Here is an 18,188-nt window from a genome sequence, read left to right on the forward strand (position 1 = left end):
GGGATACAACCGTCTGTTGCGCTTCCTGGCCGCCGGAATCGCGGTGCTGCGCGCGGTCGACCCCCAGCGCACCGGCGCCGCCGTCCCGGAACTCGCCGACCTGGCCGACGTGCTGGACGCGGAGGCGCTGCGCGACGGCCCGCACAACGAGGTCTTCCACAACCCCGCCAAGACGCTGGCCGCCCGGATGCAGCAGCGGGGCGTCGTGCTCGCGGGCGATTCGCCCGCCGCCGCCGAACTGGCCGAGCACGGCGCCGAGGTGCTTCTGCAGTCCGCGGGCAAGGTCGCCACCGCGGTGGATCTGGCCGAGGCCGTGGCCGCGCGGACCCGAATGGCCGAGGCGGCAGGCGAATCCGCGCCCGACTTCGATCCACTGTTCCACGACGAGGAGTTGGACGGACCCGCGCCCGTCGAGCGCGTGCGGGTGTTCGTGCTCAGCGCCGATCGCGATCGGGCGGCCGCGCGCCGCCGCATCGCGGTGTTCGGCGGCGAGGGCGCGAACCTGGTGGACGCCGATCTGGTGAATGCCGACGTCGACCTGCTGCACACGGAGATGACCGATCCCGCCGCGCCCGCGCAACCCCACGTCGAGGAGTCCGCGCAGTCGAACGGCACCGAACTCGAACAGCTCGCGGTGCTCGCGCTGCGACTGGAGATGGCCGCCGCCTACCTGCGGCTGCTCGGCTCGCGCACCGCCGCGTCCGACAGCCAGGGGCAGTACGGGGGAAGCTACTAGTGCACGAACTCGTTGGTGCGCTGCGCTCGTATGCCTGGGGCTCGCGCACCGCGCTCGCTCAGCTGTGCGGAAGGCCGGTGCCGTCCGCGCATCCGGAGGCCGAACTGTGGTTCGGCGCCCACCCGGCCGATCCGGCGTACGTGAAAACCGGTGAGCACACGACCTCGCTGCTGGAACTGATCGCCGCCGACCCGATGCGCGAACTGGGCTCCTCCGCGACGCGATTCGGCGAAAAGCTGCCGTTCCTGCTGAAGATCCTGGCCGCGGAGGAGCCGCTGTCGCTGCAGGCGCACCCGAGCACGGAGCAGGCGCGGGCCGGCTTCGAGCGGGAGAACCTGGCGAAAGTGCCGCTGGACTCTCCGCTGCGCAACTACCGCGACGAGAACCACAAGCCCGAGCTGGTCGTCGCGCTGGACCGGTTCGAGGCGCTGGCCGGTTTCCGCGATCCGCATCGCACCGTCGAATTGCTGCGCGCACTCGCGGTGGACGGATTGCGCTCCTACTGCGAACTGCTTGCCGCACAGCCGGACAAGGCCGGCCTGCGCACCCTGTTCACCACCTGGATCACGCTGCCGCAGCATGTGCTGGCCACGCTGCTGCCCGAAGTGCTCGACGGCTGCGTGCGGTACCTGTCGGGCAAGGGCGCCCGTGAGTTCACGCCCGAGGCGCGCACGACGCTCGAATTGGCCGAGGCGTACCCAGGCGACGCCGGGGTGCTGGCGGCGCTGCTGCTGAACCGGGTGACCCTGGAGCCGGGCCAAGGATTGTTCCTCGCGGCCGGGAACCTGCACGCCTACCTGCGCGGAGTGGGCGTGGAGATCATGGCCAACTCCGACAACGTGCTGCGCGGCGGCCTCACGCCCAAACACGTCGACGTGCCGGAACTGTTGCGTGTGCTGGATTTCGAGCCGATCGACCTGCCCGCGGTACTTCCCGAGCCCGCCGGGGACGGGTCGGTGCGGTATCGCACGCCCGCACCGGAGTTCGCGCTGCGCCGCTTCGACCTGGTCGCCGGGTCCGCCCGGGTGCCGCTGACCGCGGCGGGACCTGGCATCGTGCTGTGCACGGCGGGAACGGTGCGGCTGTTGCGGAACGGCTCCTCGCTGGAGCTCACCAGAGGCGGCGCGGCGTGGATCTCCGCCGCGGACACCGATATTCGCGCGCAAGCGGTGGACGGTGACGTCCAGCTGTTCTGCGCCTCCGTCGGCGCGACCGGCTGACCGATCCGGAACGCCGGATTCCAGGTGCCCTAGTCTGTTCGCGGGTAGCTCGAAAACAGAGAGGACATGCTTCCATGTCGGCTGGCGGTGGCAAGAAGGCGATCGTCGCGGCGTTGACCGCGAACGCGGGGATCGCCGCGGCGAAGTTCGTCGGTGCGGCGATCACGGGTTCGGGATCGATGCTCGCCGAGGCCGTGCACTCCGTGGCCGACACGGGCAACCAGGGACTGTTGCTGCTCGGGCAGCAGCGCGCCGCGAAGGAAGCCGACGAACTGCACCCGTTCGGCTACGCGCGCAACCGCTACTTCTATTCGTTCATCGTGGCGCTGGTGCTGTTCACCCTCGGGTCCGGCTACGCCATCTACGAGGGCATCCACAAGATCCAGCATCCGGAGGAGCTGAGTTCGCCGATCGTGGCGGTCGTGATCCTGGTGATCGCGATCGCGCTGGAGACCTACAGTTTCACCACGGCGATGCGGGAGTCCGCGCCGCTCAAGGGTGACGCGAGCTGGTGGCGGTTCATCCGCAATTCGCGCAGCCCGGAGCTGCCGGTGGTGCTGCTGGAGGACACCGGCGCCCTGATCGGCCTGATCTTCGCGTTCGCGGGCGTCGGCCTGACCATGCTCACCGACGACCCGGTCTGGGACGGCATCGGCACGCTGGCCATCGGCGTCCTGCTCGGCGTCATCGCGGTCGTGCTGATCGTGGAGATGCAGAGCCTGCTGATCGGTGAGGGCGCCACGCCGCAGGAGAACCGGCTGATCCGCGCGAACCTGGTCGACCAGACCCGCATCGATCGGGTGATCCACCTCAAGACGCAGTACCTCGGGCCGGAGGAGCTGCTCGTGGCCGCGAAGGTCGGCGTCGTACCCGGCCTCGACATCGCGGCGATCGCAGGCGCCATCGACGAGGCCGAGTCGCGCGTGCGCACCGCGGTACCCGCGGCGCGCGTCATCTACCTCGAGCCCGATCTCTACCGCACCGAGCCGGCCAAGAGCTAGCGACCCGGGCTCAGCGGTTCTGGACCGCCGGGGTGCGGACGAGCTCCAGCGGATCGGTGCGGATGTCGAAGCGGTCGCGCAGGGCGTGACGCGCGGCGTGCAGCCCGCACATGCCGTGGACCCCGGGGCCCGGTGGCGTCGCCGCCGAGCAGAGGTAGACGCCGGGAATCGGTGTGGCGTAGGGGTTCCAGCGCGGGGCGGGGCGGAACGCGAACTGGCGCAGGGTCATCGCGCCCGCGGAGATGTCGCCGCCGACGTAATTGGCATTGTGGGCGGGCATCTCCGCGGCGGTGATCACGTTCTTCGCGATGATCAGGTCACGGAAACCCGGCGCGAACCGCTCGACCTGGCCGATCACATCCTCGCTGATATCGCGAGTGGAACCGTTGGGCACGTGGGCGTAGGTGTAGAACGTGTGGCCGCCCGCGGGCGCGCGGGTGGAATCGACCACGCCGGGCTGGATGCACAGCACGTACGGCCGTTCGGCGTGTCGTCCCATGGCCACGGCGTGCTCGGCAGCCATGGCCTCGGCTCGGGTGCCGACCACGTGCAGCGTTCCGGCCAGCGCGCAGCCCTCGGCCCGCCACGGCACCGGCCCGGAGAGGGCGAAGTCGATCTTGCACGCGGCGCCGCCGTACCGGAAACGCCGCAGCCGCTTCGCGTACCGCGCGGGCAACCGGTGCCCGGCGATCCGCAGCAGTTCGGCCGGGGCCAGGTCGAGCAGAACCGCACGGGCATCGGCGAACTCATCGATCGAGTCCACCCGGTGCCCGGTGTGCACCCGGCCGCCGAGGCGTTCGAGTTCGGCGATGAGGGCGTCGGGGATCGCCTGACTGCCGCCGCGCGGAATCACCCAGCCTTCGACGTGGGCCAGCGTGCCGAGCAGCAGCCCCGCGCCCGCGGCCGTGACGGCGCGCGGGGGGATGATCGCGTGGGTCGCGATGCCGGTCAGCAACGCGGGTGCGACCTGGTCGCGAAACCTGATGTCCCACAGCGGCGAGCCCTGCTCCAGGGTGCGCAGACCGAAACGGATCGAGGTCGCGAGCCCGGCGGGGACGCGGCGCAGATCCGACATCGCGATGTCGACCACGTCCGGCCAGTGCCGCACCAGCGGAGCGAACAGTTTGCGCCACGCCGGGCCGTCGCGACCGAGGTCGTCCACCGTCCGATCCAGGTCCCGCCAGGCCAGTCCGGCCACCCCGCCGTCGAGCGGATGCGCGTAGGAGACCTCCGGTGCGAGCAACTCGACGCCGTGCGCGGTCAGGTCGAACGCGCGGAACAGCGGCGCGGCCGCCGCCATCGGATGCGCGCCCGCGCACAGATCGTGCCGGTAGCCGGGCAGAGTCAGTTCCTCCGTGCGGGACCCACCGCCGGCCGCCGCCTCGGCCTCGTACACCTCCACGGCGAGCCCCGCCCGAGCGAGGATCACCGCGGCGGCGAGGCCGTTCGGTCCGGAGCCGACCACCACCACATCAGCCATACCCCCACGCTACCGGCGGCGGACTCGCCGACGCGGTTGTCAGGACCGCGCCGCGCCCGCGGCGGCGAGCCATTCCGCCACGCCACCGCCATTCCGGCAGCGCCGTGATCCGGAACACGCTTGCGGCAGCGCGATGATTTTGCGCCATCGAAGAGTGGAAGGCCGCCATGCGCGAAACCGGGTTGACCGCACACAAGGAACTCGTCGAGTGGCTGAAGACCGAGCACGGATTCGGGCACGGCCACGCCACCGCCCTCACCCAGCACCACCTGCATCCGGAGAAATGGGCGGCCTGACCCCGGACGCCACGAAGGCCCGCAGATCCTGCGGGCCTTCGTCGTGCGCGCGCTACGCCTCGACCAGATCCTTGGTCTCGGATTCCTGCGCCTGCGCGGGCGTCCCGTGGTCGTCGTCGACCATGGTCCGCTCGTCGAAGGGCAACTCGCGGTCGAGCACCACACGCACCCGATCCACGTCGACGGTCTTGGTCCAGGTGCCGATCAGCACCGTGGCGACCGCGTTGCCGGAGAAGTTGGTCAGCGCCCGCGCCTCGGACATGAAGCGGTCGATGCCGACGATCAAACCGACGCCGTCGAGCAACTCGGGCCGATGACTCTGCAATCCGCCCGCCAGCGTGGCCAGCCCCGCGCCGGTGACGCCAGCGGCGCCCTTGGACGCGATGATCATGAACAGCAGCAGCCCGAGTTGTTCGCCGATGGACAGCGGCTTGCCCATCGCCTCGGCGATGAACAGCGATGCCATGGTCAGGTAGATGGCGGTGCCGTCCAGGTTGAACGAGTAGCCGGTCGGGACGACGACGCCGACGGTGGTGCGCTCGACGCCCATGTGGTCCATCTTCGCGATCAGCCGGGGCAGCGCCGATTCCGACGACGAGGTCGCGACGATGAGCAGGTACTCCCGGGCGAGGTAGCGGACCAGCTTGAAGATCGACACCCGCGAGACGCTCCACAGCAGCAGACCGAGCACGCCGAAGACGAACACCACGCAGGTGAGGTAGAACGCGAGCATCAGCGTGCCGAGCTTCGCCACGGCGTCCAGGCCGGTCTTGCCGACCACGTTGGCGATCGCGCCGAACGCGCCGATCGGCGCCAGCCACAGGATCATCACCAGGATCCGGAACACGAGTTTCTGCAACAGCGCCACGCCGCGCAGGATCGGCTCGCCCGTCGCGCCCATGGCCTGCACCGCGAATCCCACCAGCAGCGCGACGAACAGCGCCTGCAGCACATTGCCGGTGGTGAGCGAGGACAGCAGCGTGGACGGCACGATGTTCTGGATGAACTCCCAGGTACCGCCCGCGCTGTGCGCGGTATCAGCGAGGTTGTGACCCGCTTTGGCCGAACTGGCGATGTTCAGTCCGGCGCCGGGTTGCAGTAGGTTGCCGACGACCAGACCGATGCCGAGCGCGATGGTCGACATGACCAGGAAGTAGCCGATGGCCAGCCCGCCGACCTTGCCGACGGTGGCCGCCGCCCGCACCGAGCCGATCCCGAGCACGATGGTGCAGAAGATGACGGGCGCGATCATCATCTTGATGAGGTTGACGAAAATGGTTCCCAACGGAGCGAACGACTGCGCGGCGCCGGGCGCCAGCCAGCCGACTAGGACGCCGGCGACCACCGCCAGGATGACGGCCAGATACAGCCAATGGGTGCGGTCGCGCCGCGTTCGAGTCGAGTCGCTCATAGCGAGGATTTCCCTTCACAAAGGTACCGACGCGAAGTGGCTCACGCCTTCCAGGCAGAATGATGGTCGGCCGGGTGATCCCGGTCACTGTTTGGTGCATTACGTTCAGCGGAGGCAGAGCTTGTGAGACGCGGTCGGCTCTCCCTCGCCGGGCAGGCGTTCGTCTTCCAATTGGTCGTACTGGCGGTGATGATCGGGATCGGCGTGGTGCTCGCGGTCCTGGACGCAAGGCACGACAGCGACGTCACCACCACCAGGGAGGTCATCGACGTCGCGGTGAGCGTGGCCGACGCGCCGTCGACCATCGACGCGCTGCACAGCGCGGATCCGACCGCGCTGTTGCAGCCGGTGACCGAGGAGATCCGGCACGAGACCGGTATGGATTTCATCGTGGTCATGGCGCCGGACCGGACCCGCTACACGCACACCAACCCCGCGATGATCGGGCTTCCGTTCAGCGGCACCATCGATCGCGCGCTGGCGGGCGAGACGTTCACCGAGACCTTCACCGGCACACTCGGTCCCTCCATCCGGGCGGTGACGCCGGTGCACGACCACGGGCGGATCGTCGCCCTGGTCTCCGCGGGCGTGACCCGCGCGAAGATCGGCGACCAGGTCGCCACCCAGTTCCCGGTGATCCTCGGCGTCGCCGGGGCCGGGCTGGTGCTGGCGGCGGGCGGATCGTTCCTGCTCAGCCGCAGGCTCCGCCGCCAGACCCACGGCCTGGCGCCCGACGAGCTGCGCGCGATGTACGAGCACCACGACGCCGTCCTGCACTCGGTGCACGAGGGCTTGGTGGTGTTCGGCGCGTCCGGCGAGGACGCCGAGGTGGTCAACGACGAGGCGCGCCGCCTGCTCGACCTGCCCCAGGGCGAGGTGCGGCGCAGCGACCTCCCGCTGTCGCTGCGACGGATGAGCTGGGGCACCGTCCGCGACGAGATGCACGTCACCACCGACCGGATCCTGCTGGTCAACCAGGACACCGTGGAGTGGGAAGGGCGCGCGATCGGCACCGTGATGACCATCCGCGACCACACCGAATTGCAGGCGGTGATGGGCGAACTCGATTCCGTGCGCAGCTTCGCCGCGTCGTTGCAGGCGCAGGCGCACGAGTCGGCCAACCGGTTGCACACCGTGGTCACCATGGTCGAACTGGGCCGCCACCGGGAGGCCGTCGAGTTCGCCACCGCGGAACTGGAGTTGTCCCAATCGCTGATCGATCGGCTGTTCGCCGCGGTGGGCGCGCCCGCCCTGGCCGCTCTGCTGCTCGGCAAGGTGAATCAGGCGGCCGAGCGCGGCATCGAGCTCACGATCACCGACGACACCGCGCTCGACTCGGTCGACCCGCTGTCCCCGCACGAAACCGTCACGCTCGTGGGCAATCTCGTCGACAACGCGATCGATGCGGCGGCGGACAGCACGGCCGGTTGGGTGGAGGTCACGCTGCGCCACCAGCGGGCGGACGCCGCGGACGAGTCCACGCTCTACATCCGGGTCGCCGACAGCGGCCCCGGCATGTCGGCGGAGATGTTCGCGCGCGCGTCCCAGCGCGGTTATTCGACCAAAGCCGACCATCACGGGCTCGGTCTCGCGCTGGTCCACCGGCTGGTGGCCCGCCACGGGGGAAGCATCCGCACCGAACGGGATCCCGAAAGCGCGGTCACCGTGACGATCCCACGAAAGGAGGCACGATGATCCGTGTGCTGATCGTCGAGGACGAGCCGCTGATCGCCGAGGCCCACCGCGCCTACGTGGAGCGCATCGCCGGATTCACACCCGTCGGCATCGCTCACACCGGACGCGAGGCGATGCGCGCGGCGGCCGACGCGGCGGCCGAGGGCACGCCGATCGACCTGGTGCTGATGGACATCGGCCTGCCGGACGCCAGCGGCCTCGACGTCGCCGCCGCGCTGACCGGCCTGGCCCCGCGCCCGGACGTCATCGCCATCACCTCCGCGCGGGACCTGGCCATGGTGCGCACCGCGGTGTCGCACGGCGTCGTGCTGTATCTGCTGAAGCCGTTCACCTTCGCCGCGTTCCGCGACAAGCTGGACCGCTATCGCGAGTTCCGCACCGCGCTTCCGGCCGGGGAGAGCGCCATCTCGCAGCACGACATCGACCGTGCGTTGAGCGCCCTGCGCACCCCCGACCAGCGCGCCACCACCCCCAAAGGCGTCGCGCCGCAGACCCTCGACGAGATCTCCCGCACCGTGCGCGCGGCCGAGGCCGAGGGCGTGACGGCCGCCGACACCGCGACCTCGATCGGCGTCTCGCGCATCACCGCGTGGCGTTATCTGGAGAAGCTGGCCGACGACGGGCTGGTCATCCGCCGCTCCGACTACGGCAGGGCCGGGCGACCGAAGACCCGCTACGTCTGGAAGACCACGGGCTGATCAGACCGGCTCCGGAGCCTGCGCGCGCTGGCCGAGCCGCACCGGCATCCGCTCGTACCCGTGCAGGGTGAACAACGCGCGCCGCCGCAGCGGACCGTCCAGACGCAGGTCGGGGAACCGCTCGAACAGGGCTTGTAAGGCGTGGACGCCTTCCATCCTGGCCAAGCTCGCCCCCAGGCAGACGTGCACGCCGCTGCTGAACGACAGGTGATCCTTGGCGTTCTCGCGCCCGACGTCGAAACGCCCGGGATCGGCGAAGACCGCGGGGTCGCGGTTGGCGCCCGCCAGCGACAGCACCACCGTGCTGCCCTCGCGCACCCGGATGCCGTCGATCTCCACGTCGGTCAGCGCGGTCCGCGCGGTGGTCTGCACCGGGGAGTCGAAGCGCAGGATCTCCTCGACGGCGTTGGGCCACAGCTGCGGCTCCTCGCGCAGCCGCTCCAGCTGATCCGGATGGGCCAGCAACTGCGCGACGCCGTTGCCGATCAGGTTGACCGTCGTCTCGAAGCCCGCGCCCATGAGCAGGCTCGCGGTGGCCTTCAGCGCGTAGGAGTCCAGCTCCCCCGCGGTGACCAGGCTGCTGAGGATGTCCTCGCCCGGCTCGCGGCGCAACCGCTCGATGTGCCGGTCGAGGTAGTCGTTCATCACCTCCATGGCCCGCATCGCCTTCCGGTGCGCGTGCCACGGGATGCCGACGTCGAGCAGGGGCGTCATCTGGTCGCCCCAGTCCAGGAACAACGCCTTGTCCTCGTCCGGGAAGCCGAGCATCTCCGAGATGATCGCGATGGGCACCTGGGCGGCGAAGGAGTGGATCAGGTCCGCGGAACCGTGCGACGGCAGACCGTTCAGCAATTCCTCGGTGACCGTCTCGACGCGATCGCGCAGCCTGCGGATCGCGCGCGGGGTGAAGGCGGAAGCCACCGGTTTTCGCATCGCCGTGTGCTCCGGCGGATCGATGACCAGCATCGACGGCGGCTCGACCGGATTCGGCGGCAGCGGGAAGCGCTCGGCGAGCTTCTGCAGCGGCTTGGGAATGTTGAAGCTCTCCGTGGTGCGCACGCCGAAGCGGCTGTCGCGCAGGATGGACCGGGACAGCTCGTGGTCGAAGGTCGCCCACGCGATGGAGGTCCGCAGCAACTTTCCCTCGCCGCGCAATCGCTCGATCAGCGGGTAGGGGTCGTCGAAGCCCGCGGGGCCGCCCATCAGCTCGGCGAACGGGTCACCGCGACGCGCCTGTAGGCGCAGGACGAGACGAGGCGCGCCCTGCACGGACAACCAGCGGAACCAATAATGTGGCTTCATAGTCCAACCCCGTCGTCGTGCCGATGAGTCCACCGTACGGAACCCCGGCCGCTTGTGGAACGTCCTCAGGTCGGATTCGACCCTGATACCGCGGTAGGAGCCGCTCAGCCGCGCTGCGCGGTCACCCGCTCGGAGGCGACGCGCCGCTCGCGCAGCGCCGGATCGGGGTTGACCACCTGCACCAGCGAGGCGCCAGCGGCGAGCACGGCGAGATATCCGTCGATCAGTTCGGCCGGGGTGTCCCACGGCGTGCTCGACAGCACCCGGTCGCCCTCTGCGAATCCCTGACGCATAGCCGATTTCCGCGCTTCGGCGAGCACCTCGGCGACCGGCATGCCGTCCAGCGCGACGCCGGCGCCGCGGGGGAGGAACTGGTCGCCGTGCACGCGCACCGAGGTGGCGAAGTCGGTGACGCCCACCGGCAGGTCGCGCACCGGCGAGCCCATGGCATCCAGCGACAGCGCCGCGACCTCGCCCGCTCCGTCGGCGTCGTCCAGGCGATCCGGGGTGACCAGGGCCAGATCGGCGTCGCGGTCCGGGTGCAGCACCACCTCGGAGCCCGCCCACCAGCAGCCCAGCAACACCGCGGCGGTCTGCCAGTGCGCCGGGAGCAGGACGGCGACCCGCGCGCCCGGGCTCAGACCGAACTCGTCGCGAATCAGATTGGCGGTCTTGGCCGCCCAGTTCGCCAGCGTCGCGCCGGACAGTTCGATGCGCGCGCCGGTGGCGTCGTCGTAGTAGGTGACGCGCGGGCCCGCGGGTTCGCGGGCGAGGATGGGATCGAGTACCGCTTCGGTGAGCGTGTGTGCCTGGTCGATGTCACGCATGGTTCAGTTCACGCATTTCGGTCCGTTCTGGCCTGCGTCGATCGGTGGAGCGGGCGGGACTGGTGTGGCCGCGGTCGACGTTCCGGACAGATCGAACATCCGGCTCGCCGACGAGCCCGGACCAGAATAGTCGCTCGCCAGCACGACACTCACCGAATCCGGGGACAGCGCCGGATCCGCGAGCACGGTCAGCCCGCCGAGCGCCTTGGCCACCGCTTGCGCCTTGGGGCTGGAGGTGTCCGCCGCGAGCACCCGGCTGCTGGTCACCCGGCCGCCGCTGTAGTTGGACACCGTGCCTTGGCGGAAGCCTTTGGCGCTCAAGGTCTGCGCGACGTCGGCCGCGAGCCCGCCGATGCCGCCCGCGTTGTAGACGCTGACCGTCACCGTCGCGGGATCGAAGCCCGGCTCGGCGTTGCGCGGGGCCGGGTTGTCGCCGACCAGCGAGGCGACGTAGGACTTGACCGCCTTGGGCTCGACCTTGACCACGGATTCGCCGTTGCCGGTCTCGCCGTTGAGGTCGGCGACCGGGATGGTCTCGAACTTCACCTGCCCGCCGGACAGATCCTTCAGCCGCTGCAGGAACGCCAGCACGTCCCAGTCCTCGTCCAGCACGATCGTCCGCCCCACCGCGTCGCTGAGTTGCTGGAGTCTGACCGGGTTGCCGAGCGTCTTCGCGCTGAGCAACTGCTGCACCAGCTGGGCCATGAACACCTGCTGGCGCACGATGCGGTCGATGTCGCCGCGCGGCAGATCGTGGCGCTGGCGCACGAAACTCAGCGCCCGCGGCCCGTCCAGGCGCTGGCGTCCCGCGGGGAACCGAGCGCCGGACATCCACTCGTCGACCGGGTTCTTCAAGCACACCTCGACGCCGCCGACGGCGTCGGTGAGCAGCGCGAAGCCGAGCAGGCTCACCTCGGCGTAGTGGTCGACGGTGATGCCGGTGAGCCCGGCCACCGTCTTGATCAGCGCCTGCCTTCCCGCCTGGGTCGACTGCCGTTCCGCGTCGGCATTCGAGACCCCCTGGTCGAGGAGCTTCTGGAACTGGGTCGCCTTCGTCGCGCCGTAGGCGGAATTGATCTTGCCCATGCCGATGCCGGGAATGCTGACGTAGGAATCGCGCGGAATGGAGATCGCGGTGGCCGAGCGTCCGTCGTTCGGCACGCGCAGCAGCACGATGGTGTCGGTGTTGGTGCCGACCTCGTCGCCCGCGTGCAGCATCGCGCGCTCGGCGTCCGACAGCGCGTTGCCGTGCGCGTCGGTGCGACTGTCCACACCGACCAGCAGGATGTCCACCGCGCCGTCGCGACCGCCGCCGAGGCCCAGATCGCCCAGGCGCTCGATATCGGCGACCAGCCCATCGACGCTGTGCCAGGCGAAGCCGGTCACCGACAGCACGATCACGGCGGCGGCCACAGCCAACGAGCGCAGCGGCCCGAAGGACCGGTCGCGCGGCCCGATCGCCCGCGACGCCGCCGATGTGCCCCTCCGCTGCGACAAGTCCGCATCCTCTCGCCGAAACTCGGTGTCCTGGCGACGCGTGCGCAACCGATCCGCCACCATGGTTACCGCTCGCCCCGCCCGGTTTCGGGATCCCCCGATAGCACAAGGCTATCGAAAGGTGTTCGCGAACGGCCGCAACCGAGGACGTGGCGGCGTGCCAGACTTGCGCCCGTGACCGACCCCACCGCGCCCGTTCCCACCGCGTCCGCTCGCCTCGTCGTCACAGGCGCGCACGGACAGGTGGGCCGGGAACTGCGTCGTCTCGCTCCCGCCGCCGAGGGCTACGGGCGCGCCGAACTCGACATCACCGACCCCGCCGCCGTGCGCGCGGTGCTCGCGCCCGGCGACGTGGTGCTGAACTGCGCCGCCTACACCGCCGTCGACCTGGCCGAAACCGAAGCCGAAGCGGCGTACGCGGGCAACGCCACCGGACCGGCCGTGCTCGCCGACGTCTGCGCCGACCTCGGTGCCCGGCTGATCCATCTGTCCACCGATTACGTCTTTCCAGGTACCCAGGATCGGCCGTACGACACCGCCGATGTGACCGGACCGACGTCGGTGTACGGAGCGTCCAAGCTCGCGGGCGAACAGGCGGTGCTGAGCCGCTGCCCGGATGCGCACGTGGTGCGCACCGCGTGGGTATACACCGGGCGCGGTGGGGATTTCGTCGCCACGATGCTGCGGCTGGAGCGCGAACGCGACACCGTCGACGTGGTCGACGACGAGGTCGGCTCCCCCACCTATGCCGCCGATCTGGCCGCCGCGCTACTGGAATTGGCGGGCAGGCCGGACGCGCCGCGGGTGCTGCACGCCACCAACGCCGGGCGGGCCAGTCGATTCGAACTCGCTCGCGCGGTGTTCGCCCGCGTCGGCGCCGACCCGGGGCGTGTGCGTCCGTGCGACTCCTCCGCGTTCCCCAGACCCGCACGGCGCCCGGCATTTTCGGTGCTGTCGCCGCGCGCATGGAACGACGCCGGGCTGACGCCGCTGCGGGATTGGCGGACCGCACTGGGTGACGCGCTGGCGCGGCAGTCCGGCTGAGGCGTGCCTGCGCGAACCGTCGAGGGCGCAACGCCCGGTCGGGCCTTCTCCGCCTCGGCTGCGGTCGAGCGCGAGCCATCGACGGACGGGGTGCGGCCGCGCCCGTTAAGGTTGGCTGTCGTGAGTGATTCCGAATCCGCCGCGCCCGCGGGCCTGGCCGTCGTCACGGTGACCTACTCGCCGGGTGAGCACCTCGAGCACTTCATCAGCACCCTGGCGGGGGCCACGGCCGAGAAACCTCAGGTGATCCTCGCCGACAACGGGTCGGTCGACGGTGTGCCGGAGCTGGTCGCCGAGGCCAATTCGCACGTGCGGCTGCTACGCACCGGCGGCAACATCGGCTACGGCGGCGCGATCAACCGCGCGGTCGCGGAGATCGATCCCGCCATCGAGTTCATCGTGATCGCCAACCCGGACATCCGCTGGGGCACCGATTCCATCGACAAGCTGCTCGCCGCCGCCAAGCGCTGGCCGCGCGCGGGCGCGCTCGGACCGCTGGTGCTGGAGCCGGACGGCAGCGTCTACCCGTCGGCCCGCCGGGTGCCCGGCCTGCTCGACGGCGCCGGGCACGCGATCCTGGGCACGGTGTGGAAGTCCAACCCGTGGACCCGCCGATACCGGCAGGAGAACGAGGAGATCTCCGAGCGGGCCGTCGGCTGGCTGTCGGGATCGTGCCTGCTGGTGCGGCGCGCGGCGTTCGACTCGATCGACGGCTTCGACTCGCGCTACTTCATGTACATGGAGGACGTCGACTTCGGCGACCGGATGGGCAAGGCGGGCTGGCACAACGTCTTCGTGCCGGACGCCGAGGTGACCCATGCCAAAGGCCACGCCGCGGGCCGCCATCCCGAAGTGATGCTGCCCGCCCACCACGCCAGCGCCTACCGGTTCCAGGCCGACCGGCATCCGCACTGGTGGCAGGCGCCGCTGCGGCTGGCGTTGCGGGCCGGACTTGCGATCCGCTCGCGGATTGCGGTTCGATCTGCCCTGCGCCAGCAGGCGCGCGAGGCCGGATAACCGGCGACGGCGGCGAGAAACGAACCTTGTGAACAGGGGAGCTTGATGGCAGGAAATACAGGCACCGACGCGGTGATCCTGGTCGGCGGGCAGGGCACGCGGCTGCGGCCGCTGACCCTTTCGGCGCCCAAGCCGATGCTGCCGACGGCCGGGCTCCCGTTCCTGACCCACCTGCTCGCCCGGATCGCGGAGGCCGGGATCACCCACGTGGTGCTGGGCACGTCGTTCAAGGCCGAAGTGTTCGAGGAGCACTTCGGCGACGGCTCCGAGCTGGGGCTGGAGATCGAGTACGTCACCGAGACCGAGCCGCTGGGCACCGGCGGCGCGATCCGCAACGTGCTGCCCAAGCTGCGCGCGGACAACGTGATGGTGTTCAACGGCGACGTGCTCGGCGGCACCGACCTCGGCGCGGTACTCGACACCCACGAGTCCACCCGCGCCGACGTGACGCTGCACCTGGTCCGGGTGAGCGACCCGCGCGCGTTCGGCTGCGTGCCCACCGACGAGGACGGCCGGGTCACCGCGTTCCTGGAGAAGACCCAGGATCCGCCGACCGACCAGATCAACGCCGGGTGCTACGTCTTCCGGCGGGAGTACATCGAGAAGATCCCGGCCGGGCGTCCGGTGTCGGTGGAGCGCGAGGTGTTCCCCGCGCTGCTGACCGAGGGCGCCCGCCTCCAGGGGTACGTCGACGCCTCCTACTGGCGCGACATGGGCACCCCCGAGGACTTCGTGCGTGGCTCCGCCGATCTGGTGCGCGGCATCGCGCCCTCCCCCGCCCTGCCGGGGCAGCGCGGTGAATCGCTGGTACATCCCGGCGCGGGTGTCGCTCCGGGCGCGGTGCTCATCGGCGGCACGGTCGTCGGCCGCGGCGCGGAGATCGGGGCGGGCGCGCGCTTGGACGGCGCGGTCGTCTTCGACGGCGCGGTGATCGAGGCGGGCGCGACGGTGGAGCGCACCATCATCGGCTTCGGGGCGCGCATCGGTCCCCGCGCGCTGGTCCGCGACGGCGTCATCGGGGACGGGGCGAACATCGGCGCCCGCTGCGAACTGCTGCGCGGTGCCCGCGTCTGGCCCGGTGTGGAGATCCCCGACGGCGGGATCCGCTTCTCCACCGACGTCTGACGCGCGGACCGCTCGGCCCGGCGCGTATCGGGCGGTCATCCACTCGGGCTAGGAGAAACCGACGGCTTGCTGACCCCAGGCGGTGTGCAAGTCGCGGTCCGGGTCGTCGACGACGCGGTCGACGCTGTCGATGAGCAGCGTGGAGCGGGCCCCGAGTCGATAGGGACGCCAGTGCTTGGAGCCGTCGAGGGCGGCGGGGACGCCGTGCGCGGCGAAGGCCAGCCAGCGGCGCATCATGCGCCCGGAGACCTCCATGGCCGCTCTGCGCCCGCCGAGCCAGAAGGTGGGATCGAGATTCAGCGTGCCGAAATTGCCGAAGACGTAAGGCAGTTCGGTGGCATGGCCGGCGCCGACCCGCGCCGCACGCAGCATCGGGGTCGCGTAGTCGAAGCGGTACATCCAGGTGGGCGAGTGCGCGGCGTGCCCGTCGGCCACCCAGTGCGCGGGCATCCGGAACGCCGCGTCGGTGGACATCGCCAGCGCTCCGCGCGCCTTGTTCAGGTCCGGGTAGGCCGAGGTGATCTCGGCGATTCGCTCGGCGGACATCTCCGGATGTCCCGCCGCGACGTCACGCAGCATCGCGTTCACCGCGTCGGGGGTGACCGGCATGATCGGCGAGCGCAGCAGCCGGAACAGCGAGGCCTCGTCCTTGTTGGTGCCGATGATCAACGGCACCCGGTGCGAGCGTCCGCGCTGGAACACATCGATCGGGTAGGTCGGCAGCAGATCGCCGTCGACCACCGGCGCGGCGGCCAGCCTGCCCGGCTCTTTGAGCGGTACCTCGTCGAGCAGGACGCCCGCCGCCGCCACGATCCGTTCGATCGGGCAGTCCAGCAGCTCCTTCGCCCTGGTCGCGGGCAGCTCGATCAGTTCGAGGAACCGCTGCGCCACCGTCGCGGCCCGCTCCTGCCCGAACACCGTCGTGGCGGGCGGGCTCTGCGCGATCGCCCGGTGGAACAGCCCGGCGGCACGGGGCGCGGTGAGCAGCGCGGTGACGCAACCCGCACCGGAGGACTCGCCGAAGAGCGTGACGTTGCCGGGATCGCCGCCGAACGCGGCGATGTTGTCGCGCACCCACTCCAGTGCGGCGATCTGGTCGCGCAGGCCGAGATTCGGCGCGAAGTCGTCGCCGAGCGAGGACAGGTCGAGGAAGCCCAGCGCGCCGAGCCGGTAGTTGACCCCGACGACCACGACCTCACCGGTGGCGGCCAGCTTGCGCCCGTCGTAGATCTGCTGCGCTGCGGTGCCAAGGCAGTACGCGCCGCCGTGCAGCCAGACCAGCACCGGGAGCGGCTCGGCTGCCGGGCCGCGGGTGGGATCGCCGGTCTCGGGCCGCGGTGACCAGACGTTGAGCCACAGGCAGTCCTCGCCCATGGCCAGGCCCGAGTCGACGGGGACCATGGTGCCCATCGTCTGCGGCGCGATCGGCCCGAAAGTGGTGCAGTCGCGCACTCCGTCCCAGGGCGGCGGGGGCTGCGGCGGAGCGAATCTGGCCGGTCCGACGGGGGCCGCCGCGTAAGGGATGCTGCGCCAGACAGACACCGAACCTTCGCGCACGCCGCGCACGGCGCCGTGGGCCGTTCGCGCGATGGGCTCGGCGGAACCGTCGGGACCGGGCACCGCCTCGGAGAACTGAGCGCGCATCGCGGACCTCCTCATACTTCTTTTTCGAGAGTACGTCGAAGATCGGTACGGGAGCGTCGCGATGCCATGACATTGCCGCGTCGACTCCCATTCATCCGCTGTTCAGGCCCCTGTCCGGCCCTGCGGTGTCGAATCGGTCACGACGACCGGCATCGCCCACCGCCGCCTGCGATAGCCGGGAGAATGCCCGCGCGGTGGCGATGGCGCGGATCAGGTCGCGGCCTCCGATTCCCGGTCGCCGACCGACGCCGCGTCGTCGCCGACATACGCCGCCCACAAGCGGCGATACGGCCCGTCCTCGCCGAGCAGCTGTGCGTGCGTGCCGGTCTGCAACAACCGCCCCTCGCCCACCACCGCGATGAGATCCGCGTCCGCCGCGGTGGCGAGCCGGTGCGCGACCACGATGGTCGTTCGCCCGGCGGTGAGCACGTCCACCGCGGCCCGCACCCTGGCCTCGGTCGCCAGATCCAGCGAGGCGGTGGCCTCGTCCAGAATGAGGATGTCCGGCTCGACGAGCTGGGCCCGCGCGAGCGCGAGCAGCTGGCGCTGGCCTGCCGACATGCTGCGCCCGTGGTCGCCGATCGGCTGGTAGTACCCGTGCTCCAGCGCGGCGATCATCTCGTGCGCACCGACCGCGCGCGCCGCCCACTCGATGTCGGCGGGCTCGGCCTCCGGCTTGCCGTAGGCGATGGCCGCGCGCACGGTGTCGCCGAACAGGAACGGCTCCTGCGGGACCACGCCGAGCCGCTTGCGGTACTCGCGCAAGCGATATTCGCGCACGTCGATGCCGTCCACCAGCACCGCGCCCTCGGTCGGGTCGTAGAACCTGGCCAGCAACTTCACCAGCGTCGACTTGCCCGCGCCCGTCTCGCCGACCAGCGCCACCTTCTGCCCCGGCTCGATGCGCAGGTCGATGCCGGAAAGCACCGGCTCGGCGCGGGTCTCGTAGGTGAATCCGACGCCGCGCAACTCGATCGCGCCGCTGAGGCGGGTCACCGGACGCGCGTCGGCGGCGTCGGGGGTGTCGACCGGCGTGCGCAGCAGCTCGCCGAGCCGATCGACGCCGACCACCGCCTGCTGGTAGCTGTCGAAGACCTGGGACAGCTGCTGGATCGGCGCGAACAGCAGATCCACGTAGAGCAGGAAGGCGATGAGCGTGCCCGCGGTGAGCACGTCCTCGCGCACCTGATGCACG

15 protein-coding genes and 1 pseudogene are annotated in these 18,188 nt (G+C 70.6%); 9 read left to right on the forward strand and 7 right to left on the reverse strand.

All coding sequences use genetic code 11. The features are described 5' to 3' along the window. The 3 genes and pseudogenes from ON21_RS22165 to ON21_RS22175 form a co-directional block, all read left to right on the forward strand. A pseudogene (locus ON21_RS22165) lies at positions 1–736 on the forward strand (tobH protein); the annotation flags it as partial. Further along, positions 736–1,956, forward strand: coding sequence for a mannose-6-phosphate isomerase, class I (manA, locus tag ON21_RS22170; protein ID WP_039800391.1), 1,221 nt, complete (start codon positions 736–738; stop codon positions 1,954–1,956). The pseudogene ON21_RS22165 and the gene manA, both read left to right, overlap by 1 nt. Positions 1,957–2,030: 74 nt before the next feature. Next, the gene (locus ON21_RS22175) at positions 2,031–2,957 is read left to right on the forward strand and encodes a cation diffusion facilitator family transporter (protein ID WP_039800392.1); all 927 of its coding nucleotides are present in this window, start codon (positions 2,031–2,033) and stop codon (positions 2,955–2,957) included. 10 nt (positions 2,958–2,967) lie between these two features. Here the strand turns inward: ON21_RS22175 and ON21_RS22180 are convergent, their stop codons facing one another. Further along, positions 2,968–4,437, reverse strand: a complete 1,470-nt coding sequence (locus ON21_RS22180) for a phytoene desaturase family protein (RefSeq protein WP_039800393.1) — start codon at positions 4,435–4,437, stop codon at positions 2,968–2,970. 146 nt (positions 4,438–4,583) lie between these two features. Here ON21_RS22180 and ON21_RS37280 point away from each other — a divergent pair, with 146 nt between their 5' ends. After that, positions 4,584–4,733 (forward strand): DUF4287 domain-containing protein, encoded by a 150-nt coding sequence (locus ON21_RS37280; RefSeq protein WP_245562685.1) that lies wholly within the window; start codon positions 4,584–4,586, stop codon positions 4,731–4,733. A gap of 52 nt (positions 4,734–4,785) precedes the next feature. Here the strand turns inward: ON21_RS37280 and ON21_RS22185 are convergent, their stop codons facing one another. Next, on the reverse strand, positions 4,786–6,144 hold the full coding sequence (locus tag ON21_RS22185) for a cation:dicarboxylate symporter family transporter (protein WP_051021209.1): 1,359 nt from the start codon (positions 6,142–6,144) through the stop codon (positions 4,786–4,788). Positions 6,145–6,267: 123 nt separating this feature from the next. Between ON21_RS22185 and ON21_RS22190 the strand changes: the two genes are divergently transcribed. Further along, entirely contained in the window at positions 6,268–7,839 is a 1,572-nt protein-coding gene (locus ON21_RS22190) for a sensor histidine kinase (protein WP_039800395.1), read from the forward strand. Next, positions 7,836–8,537, forward strand: coding sequence for a response regulator (locus tag ON21_RS22195; protein WP_039800396.1), 702 nt, complete (start codon positions 7,836–7,838; stop codon positions 8,535–8,537). Before ON21_RS22190 ends, ON21_RS22195 begins: the two co-directional genes overlap by 4 nt. Here the strand turns inward: ON21_RS22195 and ON21_RS22200 are convergent, their stop codons facing one another. The 3 genes from ON21_RS22200 to ON21_RS22210 form a co-directional block, all read right to left on the reverse strand. Further along, positions 8,538–9,839: a cytochrome P450 gene (locus tag ON21_RS22200; protein WP_039800397.1), complete on the reverse strand. Its 1,302-nt coding sequence runs from the start codon at positions 9,837–9,839 to the stop codon at positions 8,538–8,540. Positions 9,840–9,943: 104 nt separating this feature from the next. Then, entirely contained in the window at positions 9,944–10,666 is a 723-nt protein-coding gene (locus ON21_RS22205; protein WP_039800399.1) for a TIGR03089 family protein, read from the reverse strand. A gap of 3 nt (positions 10,667–10,669) precedes the next feature. Further along, complete coding sequence (locus ON21_RS22210) at positions 10,670–12,124, reverse strand: LCP family protein (protein WP_444543668.1); 1,455 nt, start codon at positions 12,122–12,124, stop codon at positions 10,670–10,672. 213 nt (positions 12,125–12,337) lie between these two features. On the opposite strand from ON21_RS22210, the gene rfbD reads away from it, so the two are divergent. The 3 genes from rfbD to manB all read left to right on the forward strand — a co-directional run bounded on the left by rfbD (position 12,338) and on the right by manB (position 15,349). Continuing rightward, a complete protein-coding gene (rfbD, locus tag ON21_RS22215; protein WP_039800400.1) occupies positions 12,338–13,207 on the forward strand; it encodes a dTDP-4-dehydrorhamnose reductase in 870 nt (289 codons plus the stop codon). A 120-nt stretch (positions 13,208–13,327) separates the two neighbouring features. Beyond that, positions 13,328–14,224, forward strand: coding sequence for a glycosyltransferase family 2 protein (locus ON21_RS22220; RefSeq protein ID WP_039800404.1), 897 nt, complete (start codon positions 13,328–13,330; stop codon positions 14,222–14,224). Between the two features lie 45 nt (positions 14,225–14,269). Continuing rightward, positions 14,270–15,349 carry a mannose-1-phosphate guanylyltransferase gene (gene manB, locus ON21_RS22225; RefSeq protein WP_039800401.1) on the forward strand — a complete coding sequence of 360 codons (1,080 nt, stop codon included), beginning with the start codon at positions 14,270–14,272 and terminating at the stop codon, positions 15,347–15,349. A gap of 48 nt (positions 15,350–15,397) precedes the next feature. On the opposite strand, the gene ON21_RS22230 is transcribed toward manB, so the two are convergent. Together ON21_RS22230 and ON21_RS22235 are read right to left on the reverse strand one after the other, a co-directional pair. Then, positions 15,398–16,993 carry a carboxylesterase/lipase family protein gene (locus ON21_RS22230; RefSeq protein WP_083880802.1) on the reverse strand — a complete coding sequence of 532 codons (1,596 nt, stop codon included), beginning with the start codon at positions 16,991–16,993 and terminating at the stop codon, positions 15,398–15,400. A 210-nt stretch (positions 16,994–17,203) separates the two neighbouring features. After that, positions 17,204–18,188 (reverse strand): ABC transporter ATP-binding protein (locus ON21_RS22235; RefSeq protein WP_157170917.1); only part of this gene is annotated, 985 nt, incomplete at its 5' end.

This window comes from Nocardia araoensis NBRC 100135 (genome assembly GCF_000308435.1).
Taxonomy (GTDB): domain Bacteria; phylum Actinomycetota; class Actinomycetes; order Mycobacteriales; family Mycobacteriaceae; genus Nocardia; species Nocardia araoensis.